The organism is Sinorhizobium sojae CCBAU 05684 (genome assembly GCF_002288525.1).
Taxonomy (GTDB): domain Bacteria; phylum Pseudomonadota; class Alphaproteobacteria; order Rhizobiales; family Rhizobiaceae; genus Sinorhizobium; species Sinorhizobium sojae.
In genome coordinates, this window is the sequence record NZ_CP023067.1 from 3,438,301 (window position 1) to 3,464,432 (window position 26,132).

A 26,132-nucleotide genomic window follows, 5' to 3' on the forward strand; every position below is an offset into this window, starting at 1 on the left:
GTTCTTCCGCAAAGCCGGTAAAAAATACGCTCGCAAATTCCGCTTGAACCTCTAGCCGCTAGAGGTCGTAGCCTGCTTCGGTAGTCTGAAGGAGCAAGGCATGGCGGATACCGAAAGCCGATTCCGTGTCGAGGGGATGGATTGCGCATCCTGCGCGGCGAAGATCGATGCCGCGGTGCGGCGGGTCGCGGGTGTTAACGACGTCAGCGTCTCGGTAGTGGCGGGCACGATGACGGTTCGCCACATGGCGCGCGACGATGTCGCGCCGGCGATCGTGCACAAGGTCGGCGGTCTTGGTTATGAACTTCGGCCGCTCGCCGATCGCGCGAGGCAAGGCTTTCATGGCGGCGATCAGGATTGCTGCTCCGGCTCGCACGTCCATGAATGCTCCCATCCGGGGCGAAACGTTCCCGTTGCACCGAAGCGTTCTCGCGCCGGCGAGGCAACGCCTGCCGTGCGCTGGTGGCGAACGGGAAAAGGGAAACTGACGATCGCCTGCGGCGTGGCGCTCGTGCTCGCCTATGGCACGGGGCTGCTCCTGCCTACGACGGAGCCGTGGATATTCACGCTTGCCATGCTGGTGGGTCTGCTGCCGATCGCAAGGCGTGCGGTTGCGGCCGCCCTTGGCGGCACGCCGTTCTCCATCGAAATGTTGATGTCGATCGCCGCCATTGGCGCCGTGTTTCTCGGGGCAGTCGAGGAGGCGGCGATGGTGGTGTTTCTCTTCCTGATCGGCGAGCTTTTGGAAGGTGTGGCCGCCGGCAAGGCGCGGGCGAGCATTCAGGCGTTGACGGCGCTGATGCCGCAGTCGGCGCTGATGGAGGTCGAAGGCGGAAGGCGGGAGGTTGCTGCCGAGAGCCTGCCGGTCGGGGCAACGATCTTCGTGCGTCCCGGCGACCGCATCGCCGCCGACGGCGCGATCCTGGACGGCGAGAGCGGCATCGACGAAGCGCCGGTCACCGGCGAGAGCACGCCCGTCCGCAAGGGATCGGGCGAACGGGTCTTCGCCGGAACGATCAATGGGGAAGGTGCGCTGAGAATCCGCGTCACGGCCGCTTCTTCCGACAACACCATCGCTCGCGTCATCAGGCTCGTGGAGGAGGCGCAGGAGGCCAAGGCGCCGACGGAGCGCTTCATCGACCGCTTCTCGCGCTATTACACGCCGGGGGTCGTTCTGGTCGCGGGCCTGATCGCGACCTTGCCGCCGATCTTCCTCGGTGGCCTCTGGCAGGATTGGGTTTACCGGGCGCTCGCGCTATTGCTGATCGCCTGCCCCTGCGCGCTCGTCATCTCGACGCCGGCTGCGATCGCCGCGAGTCTGTCCACGGGCGCGCGCCGGGGCCTTTTGATCAAGGGCGGCGCCGTGCTCGAGAAGATCGGCCGCGTCACGGCCGTCGCCTTCGACAAGACCGGCACGCTGACGGAGGGCAAGCCGAAAGTGACCGAGGTGATCGGCTTCGACATGGCGGAAGCGGACGTGCTTCGCCACGCCGCCGCTTTGGAGCAGGGGGCGAGCCACCCGCTAGCCCGGGCAATCCTCGAACGCGCCGAGTCCTTGGGTCTGGACTTGCCTGCCGTCGCGCAGGGCAAGGTTCTCGGCGGCGTCGGCGTCGCCGGGCTTGTGAATGGCGCAAGCCTTTTTCTCGGCGCACCGAAGGCTGTCGATCGCCGAGTGCCGCTGACGGCTGAGCAGGCGGTGCGGATCGCTGCGCTCAACGAGGAGGGCAAGACCGTTTCCGTGCTTCTCGTCGACGGCCGGGTCGCGGGGGCGCTTGCCATGCGCGACGAGCCGCGTATCGATGCGGAAGGTGGCGTGAGTGCGCTCGCCGGCGTCGGATTGCGGGTGCTGATGCTGACCGGCGACAACCGGCGCGCGGCGGCCGCGATCGCCGACCGTCTCGGCATCGAGGCCCGCGCCGAACTCCTGCCCGAGGACAAGCAGCGCATTGTCGCCGAACTGAGGGCGGAGGGCCATCTCGTCGCCAAGATCGGCGACGGCATCAACGACGCCCCGGCGCTGGCGGCGGCCGATGTCGGCATCGCCATGGGGGGTGGCGCGGATGTGGCGCTCGAGACCGCGGACGCCGCGAGCCTCCACAGCCGGGTTTCCGATGTCGCTGCCATGGTCCGTCTGTCGCGCGCCACGATGCGCAACATCTACCAGAACATCGCGATGGCGCTCGGCCTCAAGGCCGTCTTCCTGGTGACGACCATTGCCGGCGTCACCGGTCTCTGGCCGGCGATCCTCGCCGACACCGGCGCCACCGTCCTGGTAACGATGAACGCGCTGAGGCTTTTGCGGGCGCCAGCGGCCCCTTGAGCCGCCCCAAAGCGCTGCACGTTATAGGACGCGCAAGAGGTCGCTGTAGCACTTTGAGTTACTGCAATCCTCATATCGATTCATTAAGGTGCAAGCAGCCGCTTTTCGCGCGGGAAATGGCCCTTCTCCCCTCTTTATATTCGCGCTGGACTCTCCCCAGGGATGTGGAGAGAGTATAGGGATGTGGAGAGATTATACGGAGATCGCAATATGTGCGCGGACCGGAAGGCGTGGCGCGGCCCGGCGCCCCGTCCCGCGACCGCGATGTTGCGCTGCGATCGGGTATCGTTGAATTGAAACGGTTCAAAAACATCGCGATCGAGGCTTTCGCGCCGCAAAATCGATGATAAACTTATACCAAACGGTAAAAAAGCCGGCACGGTTCAGCGACGAGGGACCGAAGCGGGCGAATAGGGGATCGCAGGCCAATATGGATGATATTGCCATCGAATTGCGTGGGATCGACAAGAGCTTCGGTCCGGTCCACGCCAACAGGAACATCACTCTTACCGTCAGAAAAGGCACGATCCACGGCATTATCGGCGAGAACGGCGCGGGAAAATCCACGCTGATGTCGATCCTCTATGGCTTCTATCAGGCCGACGCCGGTGAAATCCTCGTCGACGGCAAGCCGGTTGCCATTCGCGATCCGAATGCCGCGATCGCCGTCGGCATCGGCATGGTGCATCAGCACTTCATGCTGGTCGACAATTTCACGGTGCTCGAAAACGTCATCCTCGGCGCCGAGGACAACCAGATCCTCAACAAGGGCATCGCCAAGGCGCGCAGCGAACTGAAGCGGCTCGAGCAGGAATATGCACTCGAGGTCAATCCCGATGCGCTGATCGAGGACCTGCCCGTCGGCCTGCAGCAGCGGGTGGAGATCCTGAAGGCGCTCTATCGCAAGGCGGATATCCTAATTCTCGACGAGCCGACCGGCGTGCTGACGCCGGCCGAAGCCGATCATCTTTTCCGCATTCTCGGGCAATTGAAGGCGCAGGGTAAGACGATCATTCTCATCACCCATAAGCTGCGCGAGATCATGGCGATCACCGACGAGGTCTCGGTCATGCGCCGGGGCGAAATGGTCGCAACCCGCACGACGGGAGAGACCTCGGTCGAGGAGCTTGCGGAGCTCATGGTCGGCCGCCGGGTGCTGCTCCGCGTGGAGAAGGGCGAGAGCAAGCCGGGTGACGTGAAGCTCAAGGTCCAGGGCCTCACGGTCAAGGACAGTCGAGGCGTGACCATGGTCGACAACGTATCCTTCGAGGTCCACGCCGGCGAGATCGTCGGCATTGCCGGCGTGGCCGGCAACGGGCAGTCGGAACTCCTGGAGGCGATCGCCGGCATCCGCAAGGCGACGTCCGGGACCGTGCATTTGAACGGCAGGCCCGTCGACGTCACCGGCCACGCCGATCCGGCCGCTCTCAGAGATCGCGGCCTTGCCCATGTGCCGGAGGACCGCCATCACGTCGGTCTCGTCCTGAAATTCGAGGAGAGCGAGAACGCCATCCTCGGCTATCACCATGATCCGCGCTACTCGAACGGCATTCTCCTGAACGTCGACGCGATCCGTAAGGATGCTGAGGAAAAGATCGGCAAATATGATATCCGCCCGCCGAATGCGCGGCTGAAGACGGCTAATTTCTCCGGCGGCAATCAGCAGAAGATCGTTCTTGCCCGCGAAATGGAGCGCGATCCGGATGTGCTGATCATCGGGCAGCCGACCCGCGGCGTCGATGTCGGGGCGATCGAATTCATTCATAAGCGGATCATCGAGATGCGCGACCAGGGCAAGGCGGTGCTTCTGGTTTCCGTCGAGCTCGACGAAATTCGCTCCCTTTCCGACCGTATTCTCGTGATGTTTGCCGGCCGCGTCGTCGGCGAGCGCACCCCCGAGGCGACGGAAGGCGAACTCGGCCTCCTCATGGCAGGCGTTGAAGGCCGCAAGGAGGCAGCGGAATGAGCGTTCCCTATGCGAGACTCCCGGGCTGGGTCGAGTACGGCCTGATCCCGCTGGTCAATCTTGCCGTCGCCTTCCTCGTTGCCGGTCTCGTCGTGCTGCTCGTCGGCGAAAATCCGCTCGAAGCCGCCTATCATCTGATCAACGGCGCCTTCGGCCGCGGCGAATATATCGGCTTCACGCTCTATTACGCGACAACCTTCATCTTCACCGGGCTCGCCGTCGCCGTCGCCTTCCACGCCGGGCTCTTCAATATCGGCGGCGAAGGCCAGGCCTATGTAGGCGGCATCGGGGTGGCGCTCGCTTGCCTGTGGCTCGACCAGGTAATGCCCTGGTACGTGGTCTTCCCGCTTGCGATCGTCGGCTCCGCCTTTTTCGGCGCGCTTTGGGCCTTCCTGCCGGGTTGGCTGCAGGCCAGGCGCGGCAGCCACATCGTCATCACCACCATCATGTTCAACTTCATCGCCTCGAGCCTGATGGTCTATCTGCTGACGCGCGTCCTGAAGCCGCTCGGATCGATGGCGCCCCAGACGCGCACCTTCGCGGAAGGCGGACAATTGCCGAAGCTCGACTGGCTGCTTTCGATCTTCGGGTTGAATGTCGGCACGGCCCCCTTCAACATCTCCTTTCTCCTGGCCCTTGCCGCCGCCTTCGCCGTATGGGTGTTGATCTGGCGCACCAGGCTCGGTTACGAGATGCGTACCATGGGCCATAGCCCGTCGGCTGCCCGCTACGCCGGCATTCGCGAGAGCCGCATCATCGTCATCACGATGATGATCTCGGGCGGCCTCGCCGGGATGATGGCGCTGAACCCGATCATGGGCGAGCAGTTCCGCATGCAGCTCGACTTCGTGCAGGGCGCCGGCTTCGTCGGCATTGCCGTGGCGCTGATGGGCCGCTCGCATCCGGGCGGCATCATCCCCGCCGCGATCCTGTTCGGGGTGCTCTATCAGGGCGGGGCGGAGATCGCCTTCGAGATGCCGTCGATCTCGCGCGACATGATCGTCATCATCCAGGGCCTCGTCATCCTCTTCGCCGGCGCACTCGAAAACATGTTCCGTCCTGCGATCACGCGCGCCTTCGCCACGCGCGGCCAGCGGGCGGCTGCCGTCGTCCAGACCAAGGGAGCCTGAGCCCATGGACTTCTTCCACGTCCTCGTCGTGCTCCTGGAATCGACGATCCGCGTTTCGGTGCCGCTGGTCTTTGCCGCGCTTGCCGGGCTTTTCACCGAACGGGCCGGCGTCTTCGACATCAGCCTCGAAGGCAAGATGCTCGGCGCCGCGTTTGCGGCCGGCGCGGCCGCGGCCGTTTCCCAGTCGGTCTGGGTCGGCCTTGCCGCGGCGATCCTCGTTTCCGTATTGCTGTCGCTCGTCCACGGCTATGCCTCGATCACCCAGCGCGGCAACCAGATCGTCTCGGGTGTGGCAATCAATTTTATCGTCGCCGGCGCGACGGTGATCCTCGGCGAAGCCTGGTTCCGGCAAGGGGGTCGGACGCCCGCTCTGGTCGAAGGCGCGCGGTTCCAGATCGTCAATTTCCCCGGCGCGGACGCGATTCGCGACGTGCCGATTGTCGGACCGGTTTACGCGGATCTTCTGTCCGGACACTTCCTGCTGACCTATTTCGCCTTCGCCATGGTGCCGATCAGCTGGTGGATCCTCTTTCGCACACGCTTCGGCCTAAGGCTCAGGGCCGTCGGCGAAAATCCCGGCGCCGTCGACACAGCCGGCATCTCGGTGATCTGGCTGCGCTACCGCGCGGTGATCTGCTGCGGAATTCTCTGCGGCTTCGCCGGCGCCTATCTGTCGCTCGCTATGACGGCCGGCTTCGTGAAGGGCATGACGGCGGGCAAGGGCTATATCGCGCTTGCGGCACTGATCTTCGCCAAATGGCGGCCGGTCAACGTCATGTTCGCCTGCCTGCTCTTCGGCTTTCTCGATGCGCTGGCGATCCGGCTGCAGGGCACACCCTTGCCGCTGATCGGCCAGGTGCCGGTACAATTGATGCAGGCCCTGCCCTATATCCTCACCGTCGTGCTGCTTGCCGGCTTCATCGGCAAGGCCATACCGCCCAAGGCCGGCGGTGTACCTTACGTGAAGGAGCGCTAATGCAGTCGCTTGGAAGTCAAAAGGGCTTTGGGAGCAACGACTTGCATCAAGAGAAGGACAGACCCATGCCCGAGAACGAACTCTTCGTCGCGGCGCGTGAAGCCATGGCAAAGGCACATGCGCCCTATTCCAAGTTTCCCGTGGGCGCGGCCATTCGCGCCGAGGACGGCAAGATCTATACGGGTGCCAATATCGAGAATCTCTCCTTTCCGGAGGGGTGGTGCGCGGAGACCACGGCGATCAGCCATATGGTGATGGCCGGCCAGCGCAAGATCATGGAGGTTGCGGTCGTCGCCGAGAAGCTTGCGCTCTGCCCGCCCTGCGGCGGCTGCCGCCAGCGCCTGGCGGAGTTTTCCGGCGCCAGCACGCGCATCTATCTCTGCGACGAGACCGGCATCAAGAAGGCGCTGGCGCTCTCCGATCTGCTGCCGCACAGCTTCGAAACCGAGGTCCTCGGATGACGGCGGCGGCGGACTATCTGCAGGAGAAGCTCGGCGCGTTTTCGCCGCGCTACGGAATCGTGCTCGGCTCCGGTCTCGGCGCGCTCGTCGAGGCGGTGGCGGAACCGATCCGCATTCCCTATAGGGACATCCCGGATTTCCCGGTGAGCAGCGTTTCCGGCCATGCGGGCGAACTCGTCGCCGGCAAGCTCGGGGACGAGCCGGTCGTCATGCTCTCCGGCCGGGTGCACTACTACGAACGGGGCGACGCCAACGCGATGCGCGTGCCGCTCGAGACACTGAAGCGGATCGGTGTCGAAAGCCTCATCGTCACCAATTCGGCCGGCTCGCTGCGCGAGGACATGCCTCCGGGTTCGGTCATGCGCATCGCCGATCATATTGCCTTTTCCGGCTCCAACCCGCTGATCGGGGTAGAAAGCGATAATCGTTTCGTCGGCATGACCAATGCCTATGATGCGGCGCTTTCCGAGCGCATGGAGGAGGCGGCCGATCGACTTTCGATCCCGCTATGGCGGGGCGTCTATATGTGGTTCTCGGGCCCGAGCTTCGAGACGCCGGCGGAGATCCGGATGGCGCGGATAGTGGGGGCCGATGCGGTCGGCATGTCCACCGTGCCCGAGGTCATTCTCGCCCGCTTCTTCGGTCTCAGGGTCGCGGCCGCCTCCGTCATCACCAATTTCGGAGCCGGCATGACCGGGGCGGAACTGAGCCACGAGGAGACGAAGGAAATGGCGCCGCTCGGCGGCGAGCGCCTGGCGGCGATCCTCAGGGAAATGATCGCGAGCGAAGGCTGAACGGCGGTCATCGGCCATGCTCCCGCAGGAAATCATCCGAAAGAAAAGAAACGGCAGCGTGCTCGAGGCGGCGGAAATAGCCTCCTTCGTCGAGGGGCTTGCCGATGGCTCGATTTCCGAGGGTCAGGTCGCCGCCTTCGCCATGGCGGTCTGGTTTTCCGGCATGGCTCGCGCGGAATGCGTGGCGCTGACGCTTGCCATGCGCGATTCCGGCGAAACGCTCGACTGGGGCGAACTCGGCCGACCCGTCGTCGACAAGCATTCGACCGGCGGCGTCGGTGACAATGTTTCGCTGATGCTTGCACCGATCGTCGCTGCCTGTGGTATCGCCGTGCCGATGATCTCGGGCCGCGGGCTCGGCCACACCGGCGGAACCCTGGACAAGCTCGAATCCATTCCCGGCTACGATATCCAGCCCTCGCCCGACCGGTTTCGCAAGGTCGTCGACGAGGTCGGCTGTGCGATCATCGGCCAGACGGCCAATCTCGCCCCCGCCGACAAGCGCCTCTACGCCATCCGCGACGTGACGGCCACGGTCGATTCGGTACCGCTGATCACCGCCTCGATCCTCTCGAAAAAGCTCGCAGCCGGGCTGCAATCGCTCGTGCTTGATGTGAAGCTCGGCAACGGCTCGTTCATGAGCGATCCCGAGGAGACCGAAGTCCTGGCGCGGTCCCTGGTCGACGTCGCCAATGGCGCGGGTGTGCGGACTTCAGCCTTGATCACCGACATGAACGAGCCGCTTGCGGATGCGGCGGGCAATGCGCTCGAAATCGAGAATTGCCTTGCCTATCTTCGCGGCGACAAGGCGGGAACTCGGCTCGATCAGGTGATCATGGCCCTTGCGGCCGAAATGCTCGACACCGCTGGCGTCGCACCTGACCGGGCGGGAGCGGAAGCCATGGCGCGCCGCGCCTTGGAAAGCGGGGCCGCCATGGAGCGTTTCGCCCTCATGGTCCATCGCCTTGGCGGGCCGGCCGATTTCGCCGATCGATCCCAAGCCTATCTTGAGAAGGCGCCGGCTGTCGTGCCGGTGCCGGCCGGCCGTGACGGCTACCTGGCACGCTGCGAGACCCGCGAACTCGGCATGGCCGTGATCGGGCTCGGCGGCGGGCGCACGCGCCCGGATGATCCGATCGATCGCCGGGTTGGTCTGTCGCGGCTGGCGCCGCTCGGGACCGAGGTTGAAAAAGGCCAGCCGATTGCCCTCGTGCACGCCGCCGACAGGACGCAGGCCGAGGCGATGCGGGAACGGATCGCCAGCCTGTACACGATCTCCGACGAGAAGCCAGAACCGCGTCAGGTCGTCCGGTCGAGAATCACTTGACGAGGTGCAGCGCGCCATTTTCGACGCGGTAGGAGGAGAGGCGGCTGAGGAACGACATGCCGACGAGCGTGCCCGAAAGCGCCTTGTCCGGCAGCACCATGGCGTCGACATCCCTTAGTGAAATGCCGCCGATCTCGACGCGGTCGAGGCGGACACGGGCCGCTTCAACGACGCCGTTCGCCGTCTGCGCCCGTCCTTTGAACGAAAGGCTCCCCACGGCGATGCCGAAGCGGCGGGCAGCTGAGCTGTTGATGGCGATCACGCTGGCGCCGGTATCGACCAGCCCTGTTTCCGAACGCCCGTTGATGCGGAAGGTGCCGACGAAATGGCCGGAGCGATCGGCCTCGAGCACGACGCCCTTGCTGCCTGCGTAGCTCGCCATTGCCGGCGTCGGGCTGGAGGTCCGAGGCGCGGCGGCAGTGTCTTCCGAGCGGCCGAGATAGTTGGAGGCAAGCTCTGGGACAACCAGGGCAAGGGCGGCAAGTCCACCGGCAAAAGCGAGGAGGCGCGTGATCATGTCAGTTTCCGTCGCGCGTAAGGCGCGCCCGAGCATGTCAGCGGATCATTTAACAATCGCACAAAAGAGCCGCCGGACAACCGGCGGCGGTCGTCTGTTCTTGCTGTCTGGTTAAGGAAAGCCTACTTCGTGCCGTACATGCGGTCGCCTGCATCGCCGAGCCCGGGCACGATGTAACCCTTTTCGTTCAGGTGGCTGTCGATCGACGCAGTGAATATCGGCACGTCCGGATGTGACGCCTGGAAATTGCGGATCCCTTCCGGTGCCGCGAGCAGGCAGAGGAAGCGGATATTTTTCGCGCCGCGTTCCTTGAGCTTGTCGATTGCCGCGATCGAAGAATTGCCGGTCGCAAGCATCGGATCGACGACGATGACGAGACGTTCGTTGAGGCTTTCCGGTGCCTTGAAATAATATTCGACCGGCTGCAGCGTCTCATGGTCGCGATAGACACCGATATGCGAGACGCGCGCGGAGGGTACGAGTTCGAGCATGCCTTCGAGCAGGCCGTTGCCTGCACGCAAGATCGAGGCGAAGACCAGCTTCTTGCCTTCGAGCACCGGCGAGTCGGTTTCCGTGAGCGGCGTCTCGATCCGCTCGATGGTCAGCTCCAGATCGCGCGTGACCTCGTAGCAGAGGAGGGTCGAGATTTCCTTCAGCAGCCGGCGGAAGCCAGCGGTCGACGTCTCCTTCTTGCGCATGATGGTCAACTTATGCTGCACCAGCGGATGATCGATCACTGTTACGCCGTCCATGGCTCACCTTCCCGCGAAAGATAGTATCTACGCCTCTTTTCCATGGAATGACCGGAGGTCGCAAGAGCATTGCTCGCACTTGCCTGCGGAATGCTTCTCATCCTGCCTGCGGTCGCCTCTCGCCGGATAGCCTTGCGCAGGCGGGACGAGAGAATGCCGGCGCAATTGCGGCTGGCGTCTGCATCCAACTTGCCCTTCGATTCCGATCACACCTGCGTGATCGCAGCGGATCCGGAGCGGCGAAGTCTTTGCGGCGCTTCGCTTTTCTCGCCCATTCCGGGTGACCGGGGAGCGCTGTTGCGCTGCGGTAGAAATTAACATACACTGATGTATGTATATTAGCTTTCCGGTATCTTCCTCCCGGATGCCGGTCCCGCTTCTCGTCCCCTTCTGACCGCGCAGCCAAGGCAGTGGCTGCAGGCGGTCCTTTCCTATGGATATAGCGATGCATATCAATAGACCGATACTGGCCGCCTCGCTGGCAAGCATGATTTTTCTCGCCGGGTGCCAGAAGAGCGAAGAACAGCAGGCGGCAGCTCCTGCCTTTCCTCCGGCGCAGGTCGCCGTCTTCACCACGGCTGCGGAACCCCTGCCGATCACCAATGAGCTTCCGGGCCGCATCACGCCGACACGCATTGCCGAAGTGCGACCGCGGGTGTCCGGCATCCTCGTCGAGCGGGTGTTCCAGCAGGGCTCCATGGTGACGGAGGGCGACGTGCTCTACCGGATCGACCCGGCCCCCTTCCAGGTCAGGGTCGACAGCGCCGAGGCGACGCTGAAGCGGGCCGTCGCCGTGCGCGACCAGGCCCGGCAGACGGCCGAGCGGCAGGCGCGGCTGAAGGAGGCGCAGGTGACGGCGGTCCAGCAGTATGACGATGCCGTCGCCGCACTCGCCCAGGCCGAGGCCGATGTCGGCATTGCGGAGGCCGGACTGGCGGAGGCGAAGCTCAACCTCGAATACGCCAATGTCACCGCGCCGATCAGCGGCCGCATCGGCCGGGCGCTGATCACCGAGGGCGCGCTTGTCAGCGCCAACGGCTCCGACAATCTCGCGACAATCCAGCAGATCGACCCGATCTATGCCGACTTCACGCAATCGGCGACGGACCTCATCCGCCTGCGCAAGGCGCTGGAGGACGGGCAGTTGATCAGCGCCGACAATGAGGCGCAGGTGCAATTGATCCTCGACGACGGCACGCGCTATGCCCACAAGGGAAGGCTGCTCTTCTCCGAGGCGGCCGTCGATGCCACGACGGGTCAGGTGACGCTGCGCGGCGAATTCCCTAATCCCGACGGCGACCTGCTTCCGGGCATGTATGTGCGCGTTGAGATCGAGCAGGGGTTGGAGAAGAACGCCATCACAGTTCCGCAACAGGCGGTGCAGCGCAACAATGCCGGGCAGTCGCAGGTCTATATCGTGACGCCTGAGAAAAAAGTCGAGTTCCGCAACGTCACGCTGGGACGGACGGTCGGCAGCCGCTGGCAGGTGACTTCCGGCCTCAAGGCCGGTGAGAAGGTTATGGTCGAGGGCTTCCAGAAGGTCGGGCCCGGCGCGCCGGTCGAACCCTCCGCATGGGATCCGAACGCGAAGCCAGACAAGGAGCAGACTGCCTGGACCGGCGCCGGCGAAGACTCCGCCACCGAAGTGAAGTGAGAACCGCCAATGCCCAGCTTCTTCATAGACAGGCCGATCTTTGCCTGGGTGGTGGCGATCTTCATCATGGTCGCCGGCATCATCGCCCTGCCGCTCTTGCCGGTGTCGCAATATCCGAACGTCGCCCCGCCGCAGATATCGATCAATGCCAGCTACCCCGGTGCCTCGTCGCAGGACACCTATCAGAGTGTCACGCGGCTCATTGAGAACGAGCTCAACGGCATCGAAGGGCTTATGTATTTTGAATCGACCTCGAGCGCTTCGGGCTCGGTCGAGATCAACGCCACATTTGCACCCGGCACCGACCCCAGCCAGGCCTCGGTCGACATCCAGAACCGCGTGCAGCGCGTCGAGCCGCGCCTGCCCGATTCGGTCCGGCAGCAGGGCGTGCAGGTGGATGAGGCCGGTTCCGGCTTCCTGCTGATCGTCTCGCTCACCTCGACCGACGGGTCGATGGATGCGATCGGTCTCGGCGACTATCTGAGCCGCAACGTCCTCAGTGAAATCCAGCGCGTGCCGGGCGTCGGCCGCGCCCAGCTCTTCGCGACCGAACGCTCGATGCGCATCTGGCTCGATCCGGACAAAATGCTCGGGCTCAACCTGACCGCCGCCGATGTGACCGCCGCGATCCAGGCGCAGAACGCCCAGATCGCCTCCGGCTCGATCGGTGCCCAGCCGAACCCGATCACCCAGCAGATCAGCGCCCCCGTGGTTATCAAGGGGCAGCTTTCGACCCCTGAGGAATTCGGCGCGATCGTGCTGAGGGCGAATGCCGACGGCTCGGCCGTGCGCCTGCGCGACGTCGCCCGCATCGAGATCGGCGGCGAGAGCTATTCCTTCTCCACCCGTCTCAACGGCAAACCCTCCGCCGCGATCGCCGTGCAGCTCTCGCCGAGCGCCAATGCGATGTCGACCTCGGCGGCGGTCAAGGCGCGCATGGATGAGCTTGCCGAATTCTTTCCGGCGGGTCTCGAATATTCCATTCCCTACGACACCTCGCCTTTCGTCAAGGTTTCGATCGAGAAGGTGGTCGAGACGCTCGTCGAAGCCGTCGCGCTCGTCTTCCTGGTTATGCTCCTGTTCCTTCAGAATATCCGCTACACCATCATCCCGACCCTGGTCGTGCCGATCGCCCTTCTCGGCACCTGCGCAGTGATGCTGGCGATGGGCTTCTCGATCAACGTGCTGACGATGTTCGGCATGGTGCTGGCGATTGGCATCCTCGTCGATGATGCCATCATCGTCGTCGAGAATGTCGAGCGGATCATGTCGGAAGAAGGGCTGACGCCGAAAGAGGCGACCCGCAAGGCGATGAGGCAGATCACCGGCGCGGTCATCGGCATCACGCTGGTGCTCGCCTCGGTGTTCATCCCGATGGCCTTTTTCCCGGGTGCCGTCGGCGTCATCTACCGCCAGTTCAGCCTGACCATGGTGGTCTCGATCCTGTTCTCGGCGCTGCTCGCGCTGTCATTGACGCCGGCGCTCTGCGCAAGCTTCCTGAGGCAGGTGCCGAGGGGCCATCACCACGCCAAACGGGGCTTCTTCGGCTGGTTCAATCGCGGCTTCGACCGGTCCTCTCGCGGCTATACGCGCGTCGTCGGCGGCCTCGTCACCCGCACCGGCCGCCTGATGCTCGTCTATCTGGCCCTGCTTGCGGGCCTCGGCTGGGCCTTCCTGCAACTGCCCTCCTCCTTCCTGCCGGACGAGGACCAGGGCTATGTCATCGTCATGATGCAATTGCCCTCGGAAGCGACCGGCAACCGCACGACGGAAGTGATCGAGCAGGCGGAGACGATCTTCGGCCAGGAGCCGGCGGTCGACCGCATCGTCGCCATCAACGGCTTCTCCTTCTTCGGCACCGGCCAGAATGCGGGGCTTGCCTTCGTGACGCTGAAGGACTGGAACGAGCGTGACGCCGACAATTCCGCCCAGGCGATCGCCGGCCGCGCAACGATGGCGATGAGTCAGATCAAGGACGCGATCAGCTTCGCGCTGTCACCGCCCGCGATTCAGGGCCTCGGCACCACCGGCGGATTTTCCTTCCGCCTGCAGGATCGTGCCGGCCTCGGCGAAACGGCGCTTGCGGAAGCGCGCGACCAGCTTCTCGGGCTTGCTGCACAGAGCAAGATCGTGACCGGCGTTCGCTTCGAGGGCATGCCCGATGCCGCGCAGGTGAGCGTCACCATCGACCGCGAGAAGGCCAACGCCTTCGGGGTGACCTTTGCCGACATCAACTCGACGATCTCGACCAATCTCGGCTCCTCCTATGTCAACGACTTCCCGAATGCCGGCCGCATGCAACGCGTGACGGTGCAGGCGGACGAGAACAAGCGCATGCAGACGGCGGACCTCCTGAACCTCAATGTCCGCAATTCGAACGGCGGCATGGTTCCGCTCTCCGCCTTCGCGACGGTCGAATGGATCAAGGCACCGACGCAGACCGTCGGCTATAACGGCTATCCCGCCGTCCGCATCAGCGGCAATGCGGCGCCCGGCTACTCCTCCGGCGATGCCATCGCCGAAATGGAACGGCTGGCCGGCGAGCTGCCGGCGGGCTTCGGCTATGAGTGGACCGGGCAATCGCTGCAGGAGATCCAGTCGGGCTCCCAGGCGCCGCTGCTGATTGCGCTCTCCTGTCTGCTCGTCTTCCTGTGCCTGGCGGCGCTCTACGAGAGCTGGTCGATCCCGGTCTCGGTGATCATGGTCGTGCCGCTTGGCGTCATCGGTGCGGTGCTGGCGGTAACAATGCGCGACATGCCGAACGACGTCTACTTCAAGGTCGGCCTGATCGCGATCATCGGCCTCTCGGCGAAGAACGCCATCCTGATCATCGAGTTCGCAAAGGAACTCAGGGATCAGGGCAGGTCGCTGATCGACGCCACCCTGGAGGCGGTGCACCTGCGCTTCCGCCCCATCCTGATGACCTCGCTCGCCTTCACGCTCGGCGTGGTGCCGTTGGCGATCGCGACGGGCGCAAGCTCTGCCAGCCAGCGCGCCATCGGTACCGGCGTCATGGGTGGTATGATTTCGGCAACGGTGCTGGCGATCTTCTTCGTGCCGGTCTTCTTCGTGTTCGTCATGAAGATATTCGGGCGAAGGAAGGCCACGGACGAGGCGCCCGAGATCGGGACCATAAGCCCCGCCGAATGAAGCATGATCGCGGCCCGCCTCGCCGGCGGGTCGCTTTGCGGTGCCGCGCGTCTTGTCAGACGCGCAGCACTATGACTGGCTGCATATTTGACCTTGAATCGCGCACGGTTTAGGCGGACTTGCAGTAGCAAGGAGACTGCCATGCGCCGAACCAAGGCCGATGCCGAGGCGACACGAAAGAAGATCCTGAACGCCGCCGAGCACATTTTCTATGAAAAGGGCGTTTCCAACACGACGCTCGAGGAAGTGGCGAGCGAAGCGGGGGTCACGCGCGGCGCCATCTACTGGCACTTCGCCAACAAGACGGACCTCTTCCTGGCGCTCTACGAAGCGGTGCCGCTGCCGCATGAGGACATGATCGCGCGCGACATCGAGACCGAAGCCTTCGACACGCTGGCCATCGTCGAGGGGGCGACCGGCGACTGGCTGGAGACGCTCGCCAGGGACGAGCAGCGACAGCGCATCCTTTCTATCATGCTCCGCTGCGACTACGACCATGCCATGTCGGCCGTGCTGGCAAAGCAAAGGGAAATCGACGAACGGCACAATGCCATGCTCGAACTCGCCTTCTCCCGGGCCTGGGAGAGAGGGCAGTTGCAGGACCGCTGGACACCCGCCTCCGCCGTGCGCGCGCTGCACTGGATGATGATGGGACTGTGCACCGATTGGCTGCTCTTCGGCCGCAGCTTCGACCTGGTGGCTGAGGGGCACGAGACGCTTCAGCGCCTGTTTTCAGGCTTCAGGCGGGAAGCCGCCGCAGCCCGGCCGCCATCCTCGACCGAAGGCAGCGAACAGGAAGTGCCATAGCGCATCGGCCTGGACGGAACCGGCTTTCGGAAAGCTCGAGGCGCAGATCCAAAGAGTTTCAGCGAACTTTGCGCATCTGGAGAGACACGCGGCGCTGTTATGAAACCGCGTGATTGCCGCGTACGACGCCCGAAAAGCTCACGCGGCGAGGATCCCGACCGCCGCGCCCACCAGGTCCTCCTGCTTCGCCGGTTTGTCGATCAGCACGGCGTCGCCGCACTTCCTTTGCATCTCGGGCGTCAGCCTTTGTCCACTGTAGAAAAGGAAGGGGATGCCGCGTTTGGTGAGCAGGTCGCTGACCGCTTCGGTCGTTGCCGTGCCGAGGCGGATATCCAGGATCGCAATGGAAACCCGTTCGCTCTCGGCCGCGGTCAAGGCCTCGGTAAGCGTCATGAAGGGGCCGACGACCTCGGCCCCGGCATCACGAAAGGCCGCTTCGAGGTCGAGCGCGATCAGGATCTCGTCTTCCGCGATCAGCACCCTAGTGTCGCGTAGCGGGTGATTCTCGTCAACCTTCCGCTCCATTTGCGGGGTCTCCGGCACTCAATTTCGGTCGTGCGGACAATCCCGCCCGCCTGAAATCGCCTCCCGACAATCTTGCCCGGGCCCCGCCCAAACCTTTTTCCGGCGGCTCCAACGTCGGTCCGGCGCGTTCTTCCAAGGTAACCACCAGGTGCCGTGCCTTGTTCCGAAGCTTCGAGGTCAGATTTACCTGGGGCCTTCCGTTGCGAAGGCCCTGCTTAGTGCGCCTCATCCCAGTTGTGCGCCGCGCGCGCGTCGACCTTCAGCGGCACCTTCATGCTGAGCGCCGGCATCGCGGCATTCTCCATCACCGAGACGATCACGGGAATGGTGCGCTCGATCTCGCCCTCTTCCACTTCGAAGATCAGCTCGTCGTGAACCTGAAGCAGCATGCGGGCGGAGAGCTTCGCTTCGTCGAGCGCCGGCTCCATCTTGACCATGGCCCGGCGGATGACGTCGGCGGCCGATCCCTGGATCGGGGCATTGATCGCCGCACGCTCATTGAAGGCGCGCATCGAGGGATTGGAGGAGCGAATATCCGGATAATGGGCCCGGCGCCCGAAGATCGTTTCCACATAGCCGTGCTCGCGGGCGAAGGCCTTGGTGCTCTCCATATAGTCGCGGATGCCGGGGAAACGCTCGAAGTATCGTTTGATGTAATCGCCTGCTTCCGAGCGCTCGATCGACAGCTGGTTTGCGAGGCCGAAGGCGGAAATGCCGTAGATGATGCCGAAATTGATCGCCTTGGCGCGGCGGCGGATCTCGCTCGGCATGCCTTCGACCGGAACGCCGAACATTTCGGAGGCGGTCATCGCATGGATGTCGACCCCGTCGGCGAAGGCCTGGCGCAACTGCGGGATGTTCGCCACATGCGCAAGCACCCGAAGTTCGATCTGGCTGTAGTCCGCGGAGACCAGCTTATGCCCCGGTGTCGCGACGAAGGCCGTGCGGATGCGGCGCCCCTCGGCAGTCCTCACCGGAATGTTCTGCAGGTTCGGCTCCGAGGAGGATAGACGACCGGTCGTCGTCGCGGCCAGCGCATAGCAGGTGTGGACCCGCTTCGTTTCGGGATGCACGAAGCCCGGAAGCGCGTCCGTATAGGTCGATTTGAGCTTGGTGAGTTGCCGCCAGTCAACGATCTTGCGCGGCAGGTCGTGGCCGGTCGCGGCCAGATCCTCGAGCACCTGGGCGGAGGTCGACCATTGGCCCGTCCTGGTCTTTGAGCCGCCAGGCAGGCCCATCTTGCCGAACAGGATGTCGCCCAGCTGCTTCGGTGAGCCGATGGTGAAGCTTTCACCCGCCAGCTGATAGATCTCGTCCTCGAGCGCGGCCGCCCCCTGCGCCAGCTCTCCCGAAAGGCGCGAGAGGATTTGGCGGTCCACGGTGATGCCGCGCTCCTCCATCCGGGCGAGAACCGCGACGAGTGGTCTTTCGAGCCGCTCATAGACGCGCGTAAGGCCCTTGGCGGCAAGCCGCGGCTTGAGCACGTGCCAAAGTCTCAATGTGACGTCCGCATCCTCCGCCGCATAGGCCGTCGCCTTGTCGATGTCGATGTAATCGAAGCTCACGGCAGCCTTGCCGCTGCCGGCAATGTCCTTGTAGACGATCGGCGTGTGGCCGAGCCAGCGTTCCGAAAGCGAATCCATCCCGTGCGTGCCGTTGCCGGCATCGAGCACATACGACATCAGCATCGTGTCATCGAAGCTCTCGACGGCTATGCCGTACCGCTTCATGACGAGGTAATCATATTTGAGATTCTGCGCCACCTTGAGGACAGAAGGGTCCTCGAGGATAGTCTTTAGCCGGCTCAATGCTTCATTCGCCGGCACCTGGTTTTCGACGAGACCGCCGCCCAGCAGATCACCGACGCCGCTCTTGTGTATGAGCGGCACATAGGCCGCACGGATCTTCCCACCGGAAGGGCCGTCGCCGTAATTGGCGATCGCCAGCGAAAAGCCGACGAGATCGGCCCGCATCGGATCGAGCGAAGTCGTTTCCGTGTCGAAGCCGACAAGCCCCGCCTCGCGTGCAGCGGAAATCCAGCGGTCGAGGGTATCGAGATCGCGGATCGTCACATAGCTGGCGTGGTCGAAGGGTGCCTTTGCGAAGGCGTCGGCGCGTGCCTGCGCCAGCCCCTGCGGCGTCGCTCCCGTGGCATCGACGTCGCCCCTGCCGGTGGTAAACGAAACAGCCGCCTTTGCCGCGTCTCCGCGCGGCGGGACGGCACTCGACGATTTGGGTGACGGCGGCGGGCCGGCGGCCTCGCCGGCGTCGAGATCCGGACCATGCGCCTCAGCGCCCCACTCGACCGGCACGTGAGCCGCTTCGATCGCCTCCGCATCCGTATCGGTCGCGGCCGCGACGCGGCGCGTCAGCGTGTTGAACTCCATCGCCTTGAGAAAGGCGATGAGCTTCGGACCGTCCTGCGAATCGAGCCTGAGATCGTCGAGCGCGACGTCGAGCGGCGTGTCCTTCTTCAAGGTGACGAGCTCGCGCGAGAGCCGCGCCATATCGGCATTGGCGATAATCGACTCGCGCCGCTTCTGCTGCTTGATCTCGCCGGCACGGGCAAGCAGCGTGTCGAGATCGCCATACTCCTCCAACAGCTGGGCCGCCGTTTTAGGTCCGATGCCGGGGATGCCAGGCACGTTGTCTGTCGAATCGCCGGTCATCGCCTGTAAATCGATCATCTTCTCCGGCGGCACGCCCCATTTCTCGATGACATCGGCAATGGTGATCTGCTTGTCCTTCATGCTGTCGTACATCGCCACCTTCGGCGTCACGAGTTGCATGAGGTCCTTGTCCGAGGAGATGATGGTGACGTCGGCACCCGCCTCCTCGGCGAGGCGCGCATAGGTGGCGATCAGATCGTCCGCCTCATAGCCTTCCTTTTCAATGCAGGGCAGGTCGAATGCACGGGTGGCGTGGCGAATCAGTCCGAATTGCGGAATCAGGTCTTCCGGCGGCGCGGTGCGGTTCGCCTTGTACTGGTCGTAAAGGACGTTGCGGAATGTCTTCGAGGAATAGTCGAAGATCACCGCGAAATGCGTCGGCGTCACGCCGACGGAGGTGTCGCGCGCATCCGTCAGGAGCTTCCACAGCATGTTGCAGAAGCCGGCCACCGCATTGACGGGCAGGCCGTCCGACTTGCGGTTGAGCGGCGGGATGGCGTGGAACGCCCGGAAGATGAAGCCCGAGCCGTCGACGAGGAAGAGATGGTCACCGTTTTTCATGCGGCATGGATAGCGCGGGGGGACAGAAAGGTCCATTGCGGTTTTGCTGGAAGCCACTCTCGACAATGCCGATTTCCCGGCGCATGGCAGTCGGCGATCTGCGTAGCGGCTCTCACGCAAACGTTACGCATTTGTAATGCGCGATTCAGTCGGACAATCCTTGAAAAGCCATATTTGAATCCTCAAATCATCGACATCGGCACGCAATGCCGTCGTCTGGTGATTGGCCTGTCCCCCGCCCGCACCAGATGTGGACAAAGGCCTAATCCCCCTCTCCGGGCCTTTGTCCCGCTTTCACAGAGCCGCCACGGTGCCGCCTCCGCGCCGTGGCGGTTTTCGTTTCGGGGTGCTGCGCGACGCCTGCGCGTTTTGCATTCACTCGGCCGCTGATCGGCATAGGAACAATGACCTATAGCGACCTGGCGCGGCTGAAAAGAAGGGGGCGCGTAGGGGCGGATGCTTGCCTCTTTGTAACTTGTCTTCGCCTGCGTTCGCGCGTACGCATAGGCATGGCCTTCAATCGTATGGAATCTGCGAGCTATCTGGCCAGCCTGCTGGCGAAGAGCTTCTCCCGCGCGCTGCAGGAGCGAGGGCAGAAGCTTGGCTTCGCCCCGGGGCAGTTTCCCATTCTGCTCGAATTATGGGCCGAGGACGGCCTGACGCAGAAGCAGCTGCTCGAGCGGATCGACGTGGAACAGGCGACCATGGCCAACACGCTCGCCCGCATGGAGCGCGACGGCCTCATCGTCCGCCGTAAGCACCCGAGCGACCGGCGCTCCCAGCAGATCTTCCTAACCGACCGCGCCCGCGATATCGAGGCGGCCGCGAAGGAAGCGGCCGCCGCAGCGGAGCAGTCGCTGCTCTCCGGCTTCCGCCGGTTCGAGAAGGAGCTCATGCTCGAATATATGCGCATGGCGCTCGCCAATTCGCCGCGCGGCAACGGCGCCTCCTGAGGCCGCCTTTGCCCGCTGTAAGTCCTTGAATTTGCGCTTCGTACTTGCCGAAAAGGCGGTTCCGCTTTTCCGGCCGATGCGCTAGGTTCGCCGCGACACCCACGCAAGGATTCGCATGATGGCAGATATCACCCCGGTTCTCGACCGCGCCGACGCAAACCTCCCGAAAAGCCTCGAACGCCTCTTCGACCTCCTCCGCATGAAGTCCATCTCCACCGATCCCGCCTACAACATCGAATGCAGCAAGGCGGCCGAATGGCTGGCTCGCGAGCTGCAGGCGCTCGGCTTCGACGCGTCCGTGCGCGACACGCCCGGCCATCCGATGGTGGTAGGCCACCACCCCGGCGAGGGGTCGGGCGCCCCGCATCTGCTCTTCTACGGCCATTACGACGTGCAGCCGGTCGATCCGCTGGAGCTTTGGGAAGCGCCGCCCTTCGAGCCCGGGCTCAAGGAAGTGGAGCCCGGCCGAAAGGTCATTACCGGCCGGGGCACGTCCGACGACAAGGGGCAGTTGATGACCTTCGTCGAGGCGCTGCGCGCCTATAAGGAGACCAGAGGGGCGCTTCCCTGCCGAATCACCATTCTCTTCGAGGGCGAAGAGGAATCCGGCTCACCCTCGCTCAAGCCCTTCCTCGAGGCCAATGCCGACGAACTCAAGGCGGACTACGCGCTGATCTGCGATACGGGCATGTGGGACCGCGAAACGCCGGCGATCTCGGCGGGCCTGCGCGGCCTTGTCGGCGAGGAGATCATCGTGAGGGCGGCGGATCGCGATCTGCATTCCGGCCTCTACGGCGGCGCGGCGGCAAACCCGATCCATATCCTGGCCGAGATCGTGGCCGGGCTGCACGACGAGACCGGCCGCGTCACGCTCGACGATTTCTACGAAGGGGTCGAGGAAACGCCCACCGAGGTCAAGGCGACCTGGGAGGAACTCGAGAGTGCAGCGGAAAAGCTCCTCGGCGAGGTCGGCCTTTCCATTCCCTCCGGCGAAAATGGCCGATCGGTGCTCGAACTGACCTGGGCACGGCCGACGGCGGAGGTCAACGGAATCGTCGGAGGCTATACCGGCGATGGCTTCAAAACGGTGATTGCGGCTCAGGCCTCCGCCAAGGTCTCGTTTCGTCTCGTCGGCCACCAGGATCCGGTGAAGATCCGAGAGAGCTTCCGCGCCTATGTCCGCTCCAGAATTCCGGCGGACTGCTCGGTCGAGTTCCACCCGCACGGCGCTTCGCCGGCGATTCACCTGCCGTACGATTCGGCGCTGCTCAATACCGCCAAGGCCGCGCTTTCGGAGGAATGGCCGAAGCCTGCCGTCGTCATCGGCATGGGCGGATCGATCCCGATCGTCGGCGATTTCCAGAGCATGCTCGGCATGGAATCGCTGCTCGTCGGCTTCGCCCTTGCCGACGACCGTATTCACTCGCCGAACGAGAAATACGAGCTCGCATCTTTCCACAAGGGCATCCGCTCCTGGATCCGCATCCTGGACGCGCTGGCGGCGTGAGCCGCGCGTCCAACAGCGCCGCACGTCTTATCAGACGCACAACGGTCGCAGCGCACTTGCTGTGGGCCAACTTATGTCGCGATCACGCTATAGAGTGATCGCTGCTTGACCTGCCGGCTGTGGGATGCTTCCCTTTTTGCAAAACAGGCAAGAATGGGTACCGGACTATTGGCAAGGGCGACCGAAAAAACGCGCTCCGGGCGCAATCCTCTCACTGTGCAGCGCGAACATGGCGGTTCCGGCCTCGCCATGGCCGCGCCTGCCTTCTTTGAACCGGCCCATGAACCGACGCCGGTATGAGGCGGGTGCAGAAATATTTCTGGCCCGTGGTCGGGCTGGCGGCGATTCTCCTGTCGGTAAACGCGCTCTATCACGAACTTCGCGGCCTCTCCCTCGAAGAGTTCATCGCGAGCTTCCAGGCCATTACCATGCGGAGCTGGCTGCTCGCGATCGGGTCGACTCTGATCGCCTATGCGGCGCTAGCCGCCTATGACCGGCTGGCACTCGACCATCTCGGCCACCGCATCTCCCTCTGGTTCATTACGGTCTGCTCGTTCACGACCTACGCGCTGTCGCATAATCTCGGTGCATCGGTGTTTTCCGGGGCGGTGGTGCGCTACCGGGCCTATCGGTCGAAGGGACTGACGCCTGGGGAAGTCGGAGTGCTCGTCGCCTTCTGCTCGTTTACCTTCGCACTCGGCACGCTGATGCTGTCGGCGATCGTGCTGCTGATGAGACCCAACATCATCGAGCGTTTCGCGGAGTTCCTGCCGGTCGAGATGTCGCTGACCACGGGCATCCTCATCCTTGCGCTCATCGGCCTCTACGTGCTTGGCAGCCTCATCGGATTGCGGCCGCTGCGCACGCGCTGGTTCCAGCTGCAATATCCCCGGCCTTCGATCGTCGCGAGGCAATTGATCATCGCTCCGGTCGAACTTCTCGGCGCCGCGGGGATCATCTATTTCGCGCTGCCCGAGGCCGCGAATCCGGGCTATGTCGTCGTTCTCGGAATATTCCTCGCCTCCTTCTCGGCGGCCCTGCTCTCGCATGCGCCGGGCGGCCTCGGCGTGCTCGAGCTGGTCTTCATCGCCGCGCTGCCCGAGGTCGACCCAGCCGATGTGCTCGCCGCGCTTGCGATCTTCCGGCTGCTCTACCTGCTCATTCCCTTCGTCATGGCGCTTGTCGTCATCTTCGTCTTCGAGCACTCCCGTTTCCTCGAGCGGCGAAACGAAATAGGGCCGTAGCCGCCAGCGGCCGCCGCGCGTGGCGTCCTCTCCTACAGAGCGTGCGTCTTTAGGAGCCTTCAGGACGCACCAGGACGCTGTAGGTCTTTGATTCTACGCATCGTGCTTTCCGAAAATCGGGTCCGATTTTTGGGCCGATGCGCTACCCCGCGATCCGGCGCATGTGGTGATAGAGCGCCCGAATTGCCTGGGCTTCTCCGCCGACGGGCGAATGCGGACGCTCCGCCTGGGCCCAGCCGAAAATGTCGAAATGCACCCAGCTCTTTGCATGGGTGACGAAGCGCTTGAGGAAGAGAGCCGCCGTGATCGAGCCGGCCATGCCGCCCGAGGGGGCGTTGGTCAGATCCGCTATGCGGGCGGATATGTTCTTGTCGTAGCCCATATGGAGCGGCATGCGCCAGATCGGGTCGTCGACCGTGAGGCTCGCGTCGGTGAGATCCTGCGCAAGCTCCTCGTCATCAGTGAAGAAGGGTGGCAAATCGGGGCCGAGCGCGACGCGGGCCGCACCCGTCAGCGTCGCCATGTCGACGATGAGCTCGGACGTTTCCTCGTCGGCATAGGCGAGCGCATCGGCCAGGATCAGCCGTCCCTCGGCATCGGTGTTGTCGATCTGCACCGTCAGGCCCTTGCGGCTCCTGTAGATGTCTCCCGGACGGAAGGCATTGGACGAGATGGAATTCTCGACGACGGGAATGATGACGCGCAGATCAACCTTCAGCTTCGCGTCCATGATCATCAGCGCCAGACCCATGACATTCGCCGCCCCGCCCATGTCCTTCTTCATGAGGAGCATCGAGGAGGCCGGCTTGATATCGAGCCCGCCGGTATCGAAGCAGACGCCCTTGCCGACGAGCGTCACCTTCCTGTGGCCCTTCTTGCCCCAGCGCATTTCCAGAAGCCGCGGCGCTTCGGCGCTGGCGCGGCCGACCGTATGCACCAGCGGGAAATTTTGCGTGAGCAGCGCTTCTCCGGATATAACCGAGACGTCGGCCTTGTAATGGCCGGCGAGCGCGCGAAAGGCGGCCTCCAGCGCCTCCGGTCCGAGGTCGTTGGTCGGCGTATTGATGAGGTCGCGCGCCAGGAAGACGCCGGCGAGCTGCCGTTTGATATCGCTAGCGTCCGCATCGGCCGGGATCAATAGCGTCGGCGCCTCCGCCTTGGCTTTCTTGTAGCGCTCGAAGCGATAGGAGCCGAGGCCATAGCCGAGCGCCAGGCGGTTGGCGGTCAAGGGCGCCGTCTCGATATGCCATTTTCCGGCCGGCAGCGCCCGGGCGAGCTTGCCCGTCAGGAACGGCGCTTCCGAGGGATTGGAGCCGAGGCCGAACAGCGCACCGCCAAGATGGCCCTCCGCCGAGGGAATGAGAAGCACAGCGCCGGACTCCGCCTTGAACCCGGCCTTGCGCGCCCAGTCGAGCGCGACCGGGTCAATGGTCCCCGTCTCGATATGCGCCGGCGTCACCGCAAAGATCGGTAACGTCTTGCCGTTGCTGGTGTTGAACGGCGACGGCCGTTCGATGAATTGATAGGGGGCCATGGACTTCCTCGACTGAATGAACGGATTGTCGCGATTAACGCTCTGTTAGGGTTAACAGATTATTGCTGGAGTGAAAGTTGCGCCGTCGTTGTTGGAGTTCCGGTGCGAAGCGATTGAGGGCGGCGAGGCATAAGCGGCCATTGGTCCGCAGCCGCTCTAAACACTGGGAATCGATCACGATGATTCGGTTGATCCGACATCGCGGTCCGGGGCACCGACTGATGACGACACCACATATCCTCTCCCCCTATCTGCATCGCTTGACCCTGGGGGTGGCCGTCGCAATCCTGGCGCTTTCAGTTGCAGGCTGTGCCGGACAGCAGGGCAAGAAGGAACTGACGACCGGTTCCATTCCGAAGCTTTCGAAGCCGGTCGCATCGATGAACGCCAACGAACTTGCGGCAGCGGCGGAAAACATCGGCGAGGCTTACGAACGCAATCCCAAGGATCGCGACGCGGGTCTCAACTATGCCAATCTGCTGCGCATGACCGGGCGCAACGAACAGGCGCTTGCCGTTATGCAGCAGGTGGCGATCAATCATCCGACGGACCGCGAGGTCCTCGGAGCCTATGGCAAGGCGCAGGCGGCGGCAGGACAGCTGGAACAGGCGCTGGCGACGGTCAGGCGCGCACAGACGCCCGACCGGCCCGATTGGAAATTGAAGTCGGCGGAAGGCGCGATCCTCGACCAGCTCGGCCGCTCCTCAGAGGCGCGGCTGCGCTATCGCGAGGCGCTGGACCTTCAGCCCAACGAGCCGTCGGTCCTCTCCAATCTCGGCATGTCCTACCTGCTGACGAAGGATCTGAAGACGGCGGAGACCTATCTTCGCTCGGCCTCGGACCAGCCCGCGGCCGACAGCAGCGTCCGCCAGAACCTCGCCTTGACCGTCGGCCTTCAGGGCCGCTTCCAGGAAGCGGAAACGATTGCCAGGCAGGAATTGACCTCCGAACAGGCAGAGGCGAATGTCGCCTATCTGCGCTCAATGCTGTCGCAGAAGGGTGCCTGGAACCAACTCGCCAAGGCGGACGATGGGAATACGAACTGACGATTGTGTGTCCGTGCGGGGGGCCACTTCGATGTGCTACGACCATTGCGCGCCTGATATGTCGCCTGATGGTCAGGGAAGTTGCCGCAACTGCCCAGTCCCCTCCTGGTCGTCGTCAGGCTTGCGCCTGGATCCTCGGGTCAAGCCCGAGGATGACGGAAAGAGGGGCGTCGGCAATGTCTCTTTACAGCGAATGTGCCGCCGCCTTCCCTGGTCTGCTGCAGGGCGGTCGTCAGTCT

General features: G+C 63.9%; 19 protein-coding genes. 14 read left to right on the forward strand and 5 right to left on the reverse strand.

The features are described 5' to 3' along the window. Positions 1–100: 100 nt before the first annotated feature. From SJ05684_RS16585 to deoA, 7 genes are all read left to right on the forward strand, one after another. Positions 101–2,320, forward strand: a complete 2,220-nt coding sequence (locus tag SJ05684_RS16585; RefSeq protein WP_034853301.1) for a heavy metal translocating P-type ATPase — start codon at positions 101–103, stop codon at positions 2,318–2,320. 430 nt (positions 2,321–2,750) lie between these two features. Continuing rightward, positions 2,751–4,286: an ABC transporter ATP-binding protein gene (locus SJ05684_RS16590; RefSeq protein WP_034853302.1), complete on the forward strand. Its 1,536-nt coding sequence runs from the start codon at positions 2,751–2,753 to the stop codon at positions 4,284–4,286. Further along, positions 4,283–5,416 carry an ABC transporter permease gene (locus tag SJ05684_RS16595; RefSeq protein ID WP_034853303.1) on the forward strand — a complete coding sequence of 378 codons (1,134 nt, stop codon included), beginning with the start codon at positions 4,283–4,285 and terminating at the stop codon, positions 5,414–5,416. The genes SJ05684_RS16590 and SJ05684_RS16595 overlap by 4 nt, the downstream gene beginning before the upstream one ends. 4 nt (positions 5,417–5,420) lie before the next feature. Next, the gene (locus SJ05684_RS16600; RefSeq protein ID WP_034853305.1) at positions 5,421–6,392 is read left to right on the forward strand and encodes an ABC transporter permease; all 972 of its coding nucleotides are present in this window, start codon (positions 5,421–5,423) and stop codon (positions 6,390–6,392) included. 65 nt (positions 6,393–6,457) lie between these two features. After that, positions 6,458–6,853: a cytidine deaminase gene (locus SJ05684_RS16605; protein ID WP_244938008.1), complete on the forward strand. Its 396-nt coding sequence runs from the start codon at positions 6,458–6,460 to the stop codon at positions 6,851–6,853. Further along, positions 6,850–7,647, forward strand: a complete 798-nt coding sequence (locus SJ05684_RS16610) for a purine-nucleoside phosphorylase (RefSeq protein ID WP_034853317.1) — start codon at positions 6,850–6,852, stop codon at positions 7,645–7,647. Before SJ05684_RS16605 ends, SJ05684_RS16610 begins: the two co-directional genes overlap by 4 nt. A 16-nt stretch (positions 7,648–7,663) precedes the next feature. Continuing rightward, positions 7,664–8,974, forward strand: a complete 1,311-nt coding sequence (gene deoA, locus SJ05684_RS16615) for a thymidine phosphorylase (protein ID WP_034853319.1) — start codon at positions 7,664–7,666, stop codon at positions 8,972–8,974. On the opposite strand, the gene SJ05684_RS16620 is transcribed toward deoA, so the two are convergent. Then, entirely contained in the window at positions 8,967–9,491 is a 525-nt protein-coding gene (locus SJ05684_RS16620; RefSeq protein WP_034853322.1) for a retropepsin-like aspartic protease family protein, read from the reverse strand. The genes deoA and SJ05684_RS16620 overlap by 8 nt on opposite strands. A gap of 122 nt (positions 9,492–9,613) precedes the next feature. Next, positions 9,614–10,243 (reverse strand): uracil phosphoribosyltransferase, encoded by a 630-nt coding sequence (upp, locus tag SJ05684_RS16625; protein ID WP_034853324.1) that lies wholly within the window; start codon positions 10,241–10,243, stop codon positions 9,614–9,616. A 445-nt stretch (positions 10,244–10,688) separates the two neighbouring features. On the opposite strand from upp, the gene SJ05684_RS16630 reads away from it, so the two are divergent. The 3 genes from SJ05684_RS16630 (at position 10,689) to SJ05684_RS16640 (ending at position 15,854) form a co-directional block, all read left to right on the forward strand. Beyond that, entirely contained in the window at positions 10,689–11,897 is a 1,209-nt protein-coding gene (locus tag SJ05684_RS16630; RefSeq protein ID WP_244426615.1) for an efflux RND transporter periplasmic adaptor subunit, read from the forward strand. Positions 11,898–11,906: 9 nt separating this feature from the next. Beyond that, entirely contained in the window at positions 11,907–15,047 is a 3,141-nt protein-coding gene (locus SJ05684_RS16635) for a multidrug efflux RND transporter permease subunit (protein WP_034853328.1), read from the forward strand. 141 nt (positions 15,048–15,188) lie between these two features. Then, positions 15,189–15,854 carry a TetR family transcriptional regulator gene (locus SJ05684_RS16640; RefSeq protein WP_034853329.1) on the forward strand — a complete coding sequence of 222 codons (666 nt, stop codon included), beginning with the start codon at positions 15,189–15,191 and terminating at the stop codon, positions 15,852–15,854. A gap of 138 nt (positions 15,855–15,992) precedes the next feature. On the opposite strand, the gene SJ05684_RS16645 is transcribed toward SJ05684_RS16640, so the two are convergent. Together SJ05684_RS16645 and polA are read right to left on the reverse strand one after the other, a co-directional pair. Next, positions 15,993–16,379 carry a response regulator gene (locus SJ05684_RS16645; protein ID WP_034853330.1) on the reverse strand — a complete coding sequence of 129 codons (387 nt, stop codon included), beginning with the start codon at positions 16,377–16,379 and terminating at the stop codon, positions 15,993–15,995. A 215-nt stretch (positions 16,380–16,594) separates the two neighbouring features. Further along, positions 16,595–19,609 carry a DNA polymerase I gene (gene polA / locus SJ05684_RS16650; protein WP_034853458.1) on the reverse strand — a complete coding sequence of 1,005 codons (3,015 nt, stop codon included), beginning with the start codon at positions 19,607–19,609 and terminating at the stop codon, positions 16,595–16,597. A gap of 509 nt (positions 19,610–20,118) precedes the next feature. On the opposite strand from polA, the gene SJ05684_RS16655 reads away from it, so the two are divergent. The 3 genes from SJ05684_RS16655 (at position 20,119) to SJ05684_RS16665 (ending at position 23,313) form a co-directional block, all read left to right on the forward strand. After that, positions 20,119–20,562, forward strand: coding sequence for a MarR family winged helix-turn-helix transcriptional regulator (locus tag SJ05684_RS16655; RefSeq protein WP_034853331.1), 444 nt, complete (start codon positions 20,119–20,121; stop codon positions 20,560–20,562). Positions 20,563–20,677: 115 nt separating this feature from the next. Continuing rightward, entirely contained in the window at positions 20,678–22,069 is a 1,392-nt protein-coding gene (locus SJ05684_RS16660; protein WP_034853333.1) for a M20/M25/M40 family metallo-hydrolase, read from the forward strand. A 296-nt stretch (positions 22,070–22,365) separates the two neighbouring features. Then, positions 22,366–23,313 carry a lysylphosphatidylglycerol synthase transmembrane domain-containing protein gene (locus SJ05684_RS16665; RefSeq protein ID WP_034853335.1) on the forward strand — a complete coding sequence of 316 codons (948 nt, stop codon included), beginning with the start codon at positions 22,366–22,368 and terminating at the stop codon, positions 23,311–23,313. A gap of 142 nt (positions 23,314–23,455) precedes the next feature. On the opposite strand, the gene SJ05684_RS16670 is transcribed toward SJ05684_RS16665, so the two are convergent. Beyond that, positions 23,456–24,847, reverse strand: coding sequence for a leucyl aminopeptidase family protein (locus SJ05684_RS16670; RefSeq protein WP_034853337.1), 1,392 nt, complete (start codon positions 24,845–24,847; stop codon positions 23,456–23,458). A 221-nt stretch (positions 24,848–25,068) separates the two neighbouring features. On the opposite strand from SJ05684_RS16670, the gene SJ05684_RS16675 reads away from it, so the two are divergent. After that, complete coding sequence (locus SJ05684_RS16675) at positions 25,069–25,893, forward strand: tetratricopeptide repeat protein (protein WP_034853338.1); 825 nt, start codon at positions 25,069–25,071, stop codon at positions 25,891–25,893. The last annotated feature ends 239 nt before the right edge of the window (positions 25,894–26,132 follow it).

Coding starts and splice junctions, on each gene's coding strand:
- SJ05684_RS16585 (WP_034853301.1), top strand. CDS start 101: ATGGCGGATACCGAAAGCCGATTCCGTGTCGAGGGGATGGATTGCGCA.
- SJ05684_RS16590 (WP_034853302.1), top strand. CDS start 2,751: ATGGATGATATTGCCATCGAATTGCGTGGGATCGACAAGAGCTTCGGT.
- SJ05684_RS16595 (WP_034853303.1), top strand. CDS start 4,283: ATGAGCGTTCCCTATGCGAGACTCCCGGGCTGGGTCGAGTACGGCCTG.
- SJ05684_RS16600 (WP_034853305.1), top strand. CDS start 5,421: ATGGACTTCTTCCACGTCCTCGTCGTGCTCCTGGAATCGACGATCCGC.
- SJ05684_RS16605 (WP_244938008.1), top strand. CDS start 6,458: ATGCCCGAGAACGAACTCTTCGTCGCGGCGCGTGAAGCCATGGCAAAG.
- SJ05684_RS16610 (WP_034853317.1), top strand. CDS start 6,850: ATGACGGCGGCGGCGGACTATCTGCAGGAGAAGCTCGGCGCGTTTTCG.
- deoA (WP_034853319.1), top strand. CDS start 7,664: ATGCTCCCGCAGGAAATCATCCGAAAGAAAAGAAACGGCAGCGTGCTC.
- SJ05684_RS16620 (WP_034853322.1), bottom strand. CDS start 9,491: ATGATCACGCGCCTCCTCGCTTTTGCCGGTGGACTTGCCGCCCTTGCC.
- upp (WP_034853324.1), bottom strand. CDS start 10,243: ATGGACGGCGTAACAGTGATCGATCATCCGCTGGTGCAGCATAAGTTG.
- SJ05684_RS16630 (WP_244426615.1), top strand. CDS start 10,689: ATGCATATCAATAGACCGATACTGGCCGCCTCGCTGGCAAGCATGATT.
- SJ05684_RS16635 (WP_034853328.1), top strand. CDS start 11,907: ATGCCCAGCTTCTTCATAGACAGGCCGATCTTTGCCTGGGTGGTGGCG.
- SJ05684_RS16640 (WP_034853329.1), top strand. CDS start 15,189: ATGCGCCGAACCAAGGCCGATGCCGAGGCGACACGAAAGAAGATCCTG.
- SJ05684_RS16645 (WP_034853330.1), bottom strand. CDS start 16,379: ATGGAGCGGAAGGTTGACGAGAATCACCCGCTACGCGACACTAGGGTG.
- polA (WP_034853458.1), bottom strand. CDS start 19,609: ATGAAAAACGGTGACCATCTCTTCCTCGTCGACGGCTCGGGCTTCATC.
- SJ05684_RS16655 (WP_034853331.1), top strand. CDS start 20,119: ATGGCCTTCAATCGTATGGAATCTGCGAGCTATCTGGCCAGCCTGCTG.
- SJ05684_RS16660 (WP_034853333.1), top strand. CDS start 20,678: ATGATGGCAGATATCACCCCGGTTCTCGACCGCGCCGACGCAAACCTC.
- SJ05684_RS16665 (WP_034853335.1), top strand. CDS start 22,366: ATGAGGCGGGTGCAGAAATATTTCTGGCCCGTGGTCGGGCTGGCGGCG.
- SJ05684_RS16670 (WP_034853337.1), bottom strand. CDS start 24,847: ATGGCCCCCTATCAATTCATCGAACGGCCGTCGCCGTTCAACACCAGC.
- SJ05684_RS16675 (WP_034853338.1), top strand. CDS start 25,069: ATGACGACACCACATATCCTCTCCCCCTATCTGCATCGCTTGACCCTG.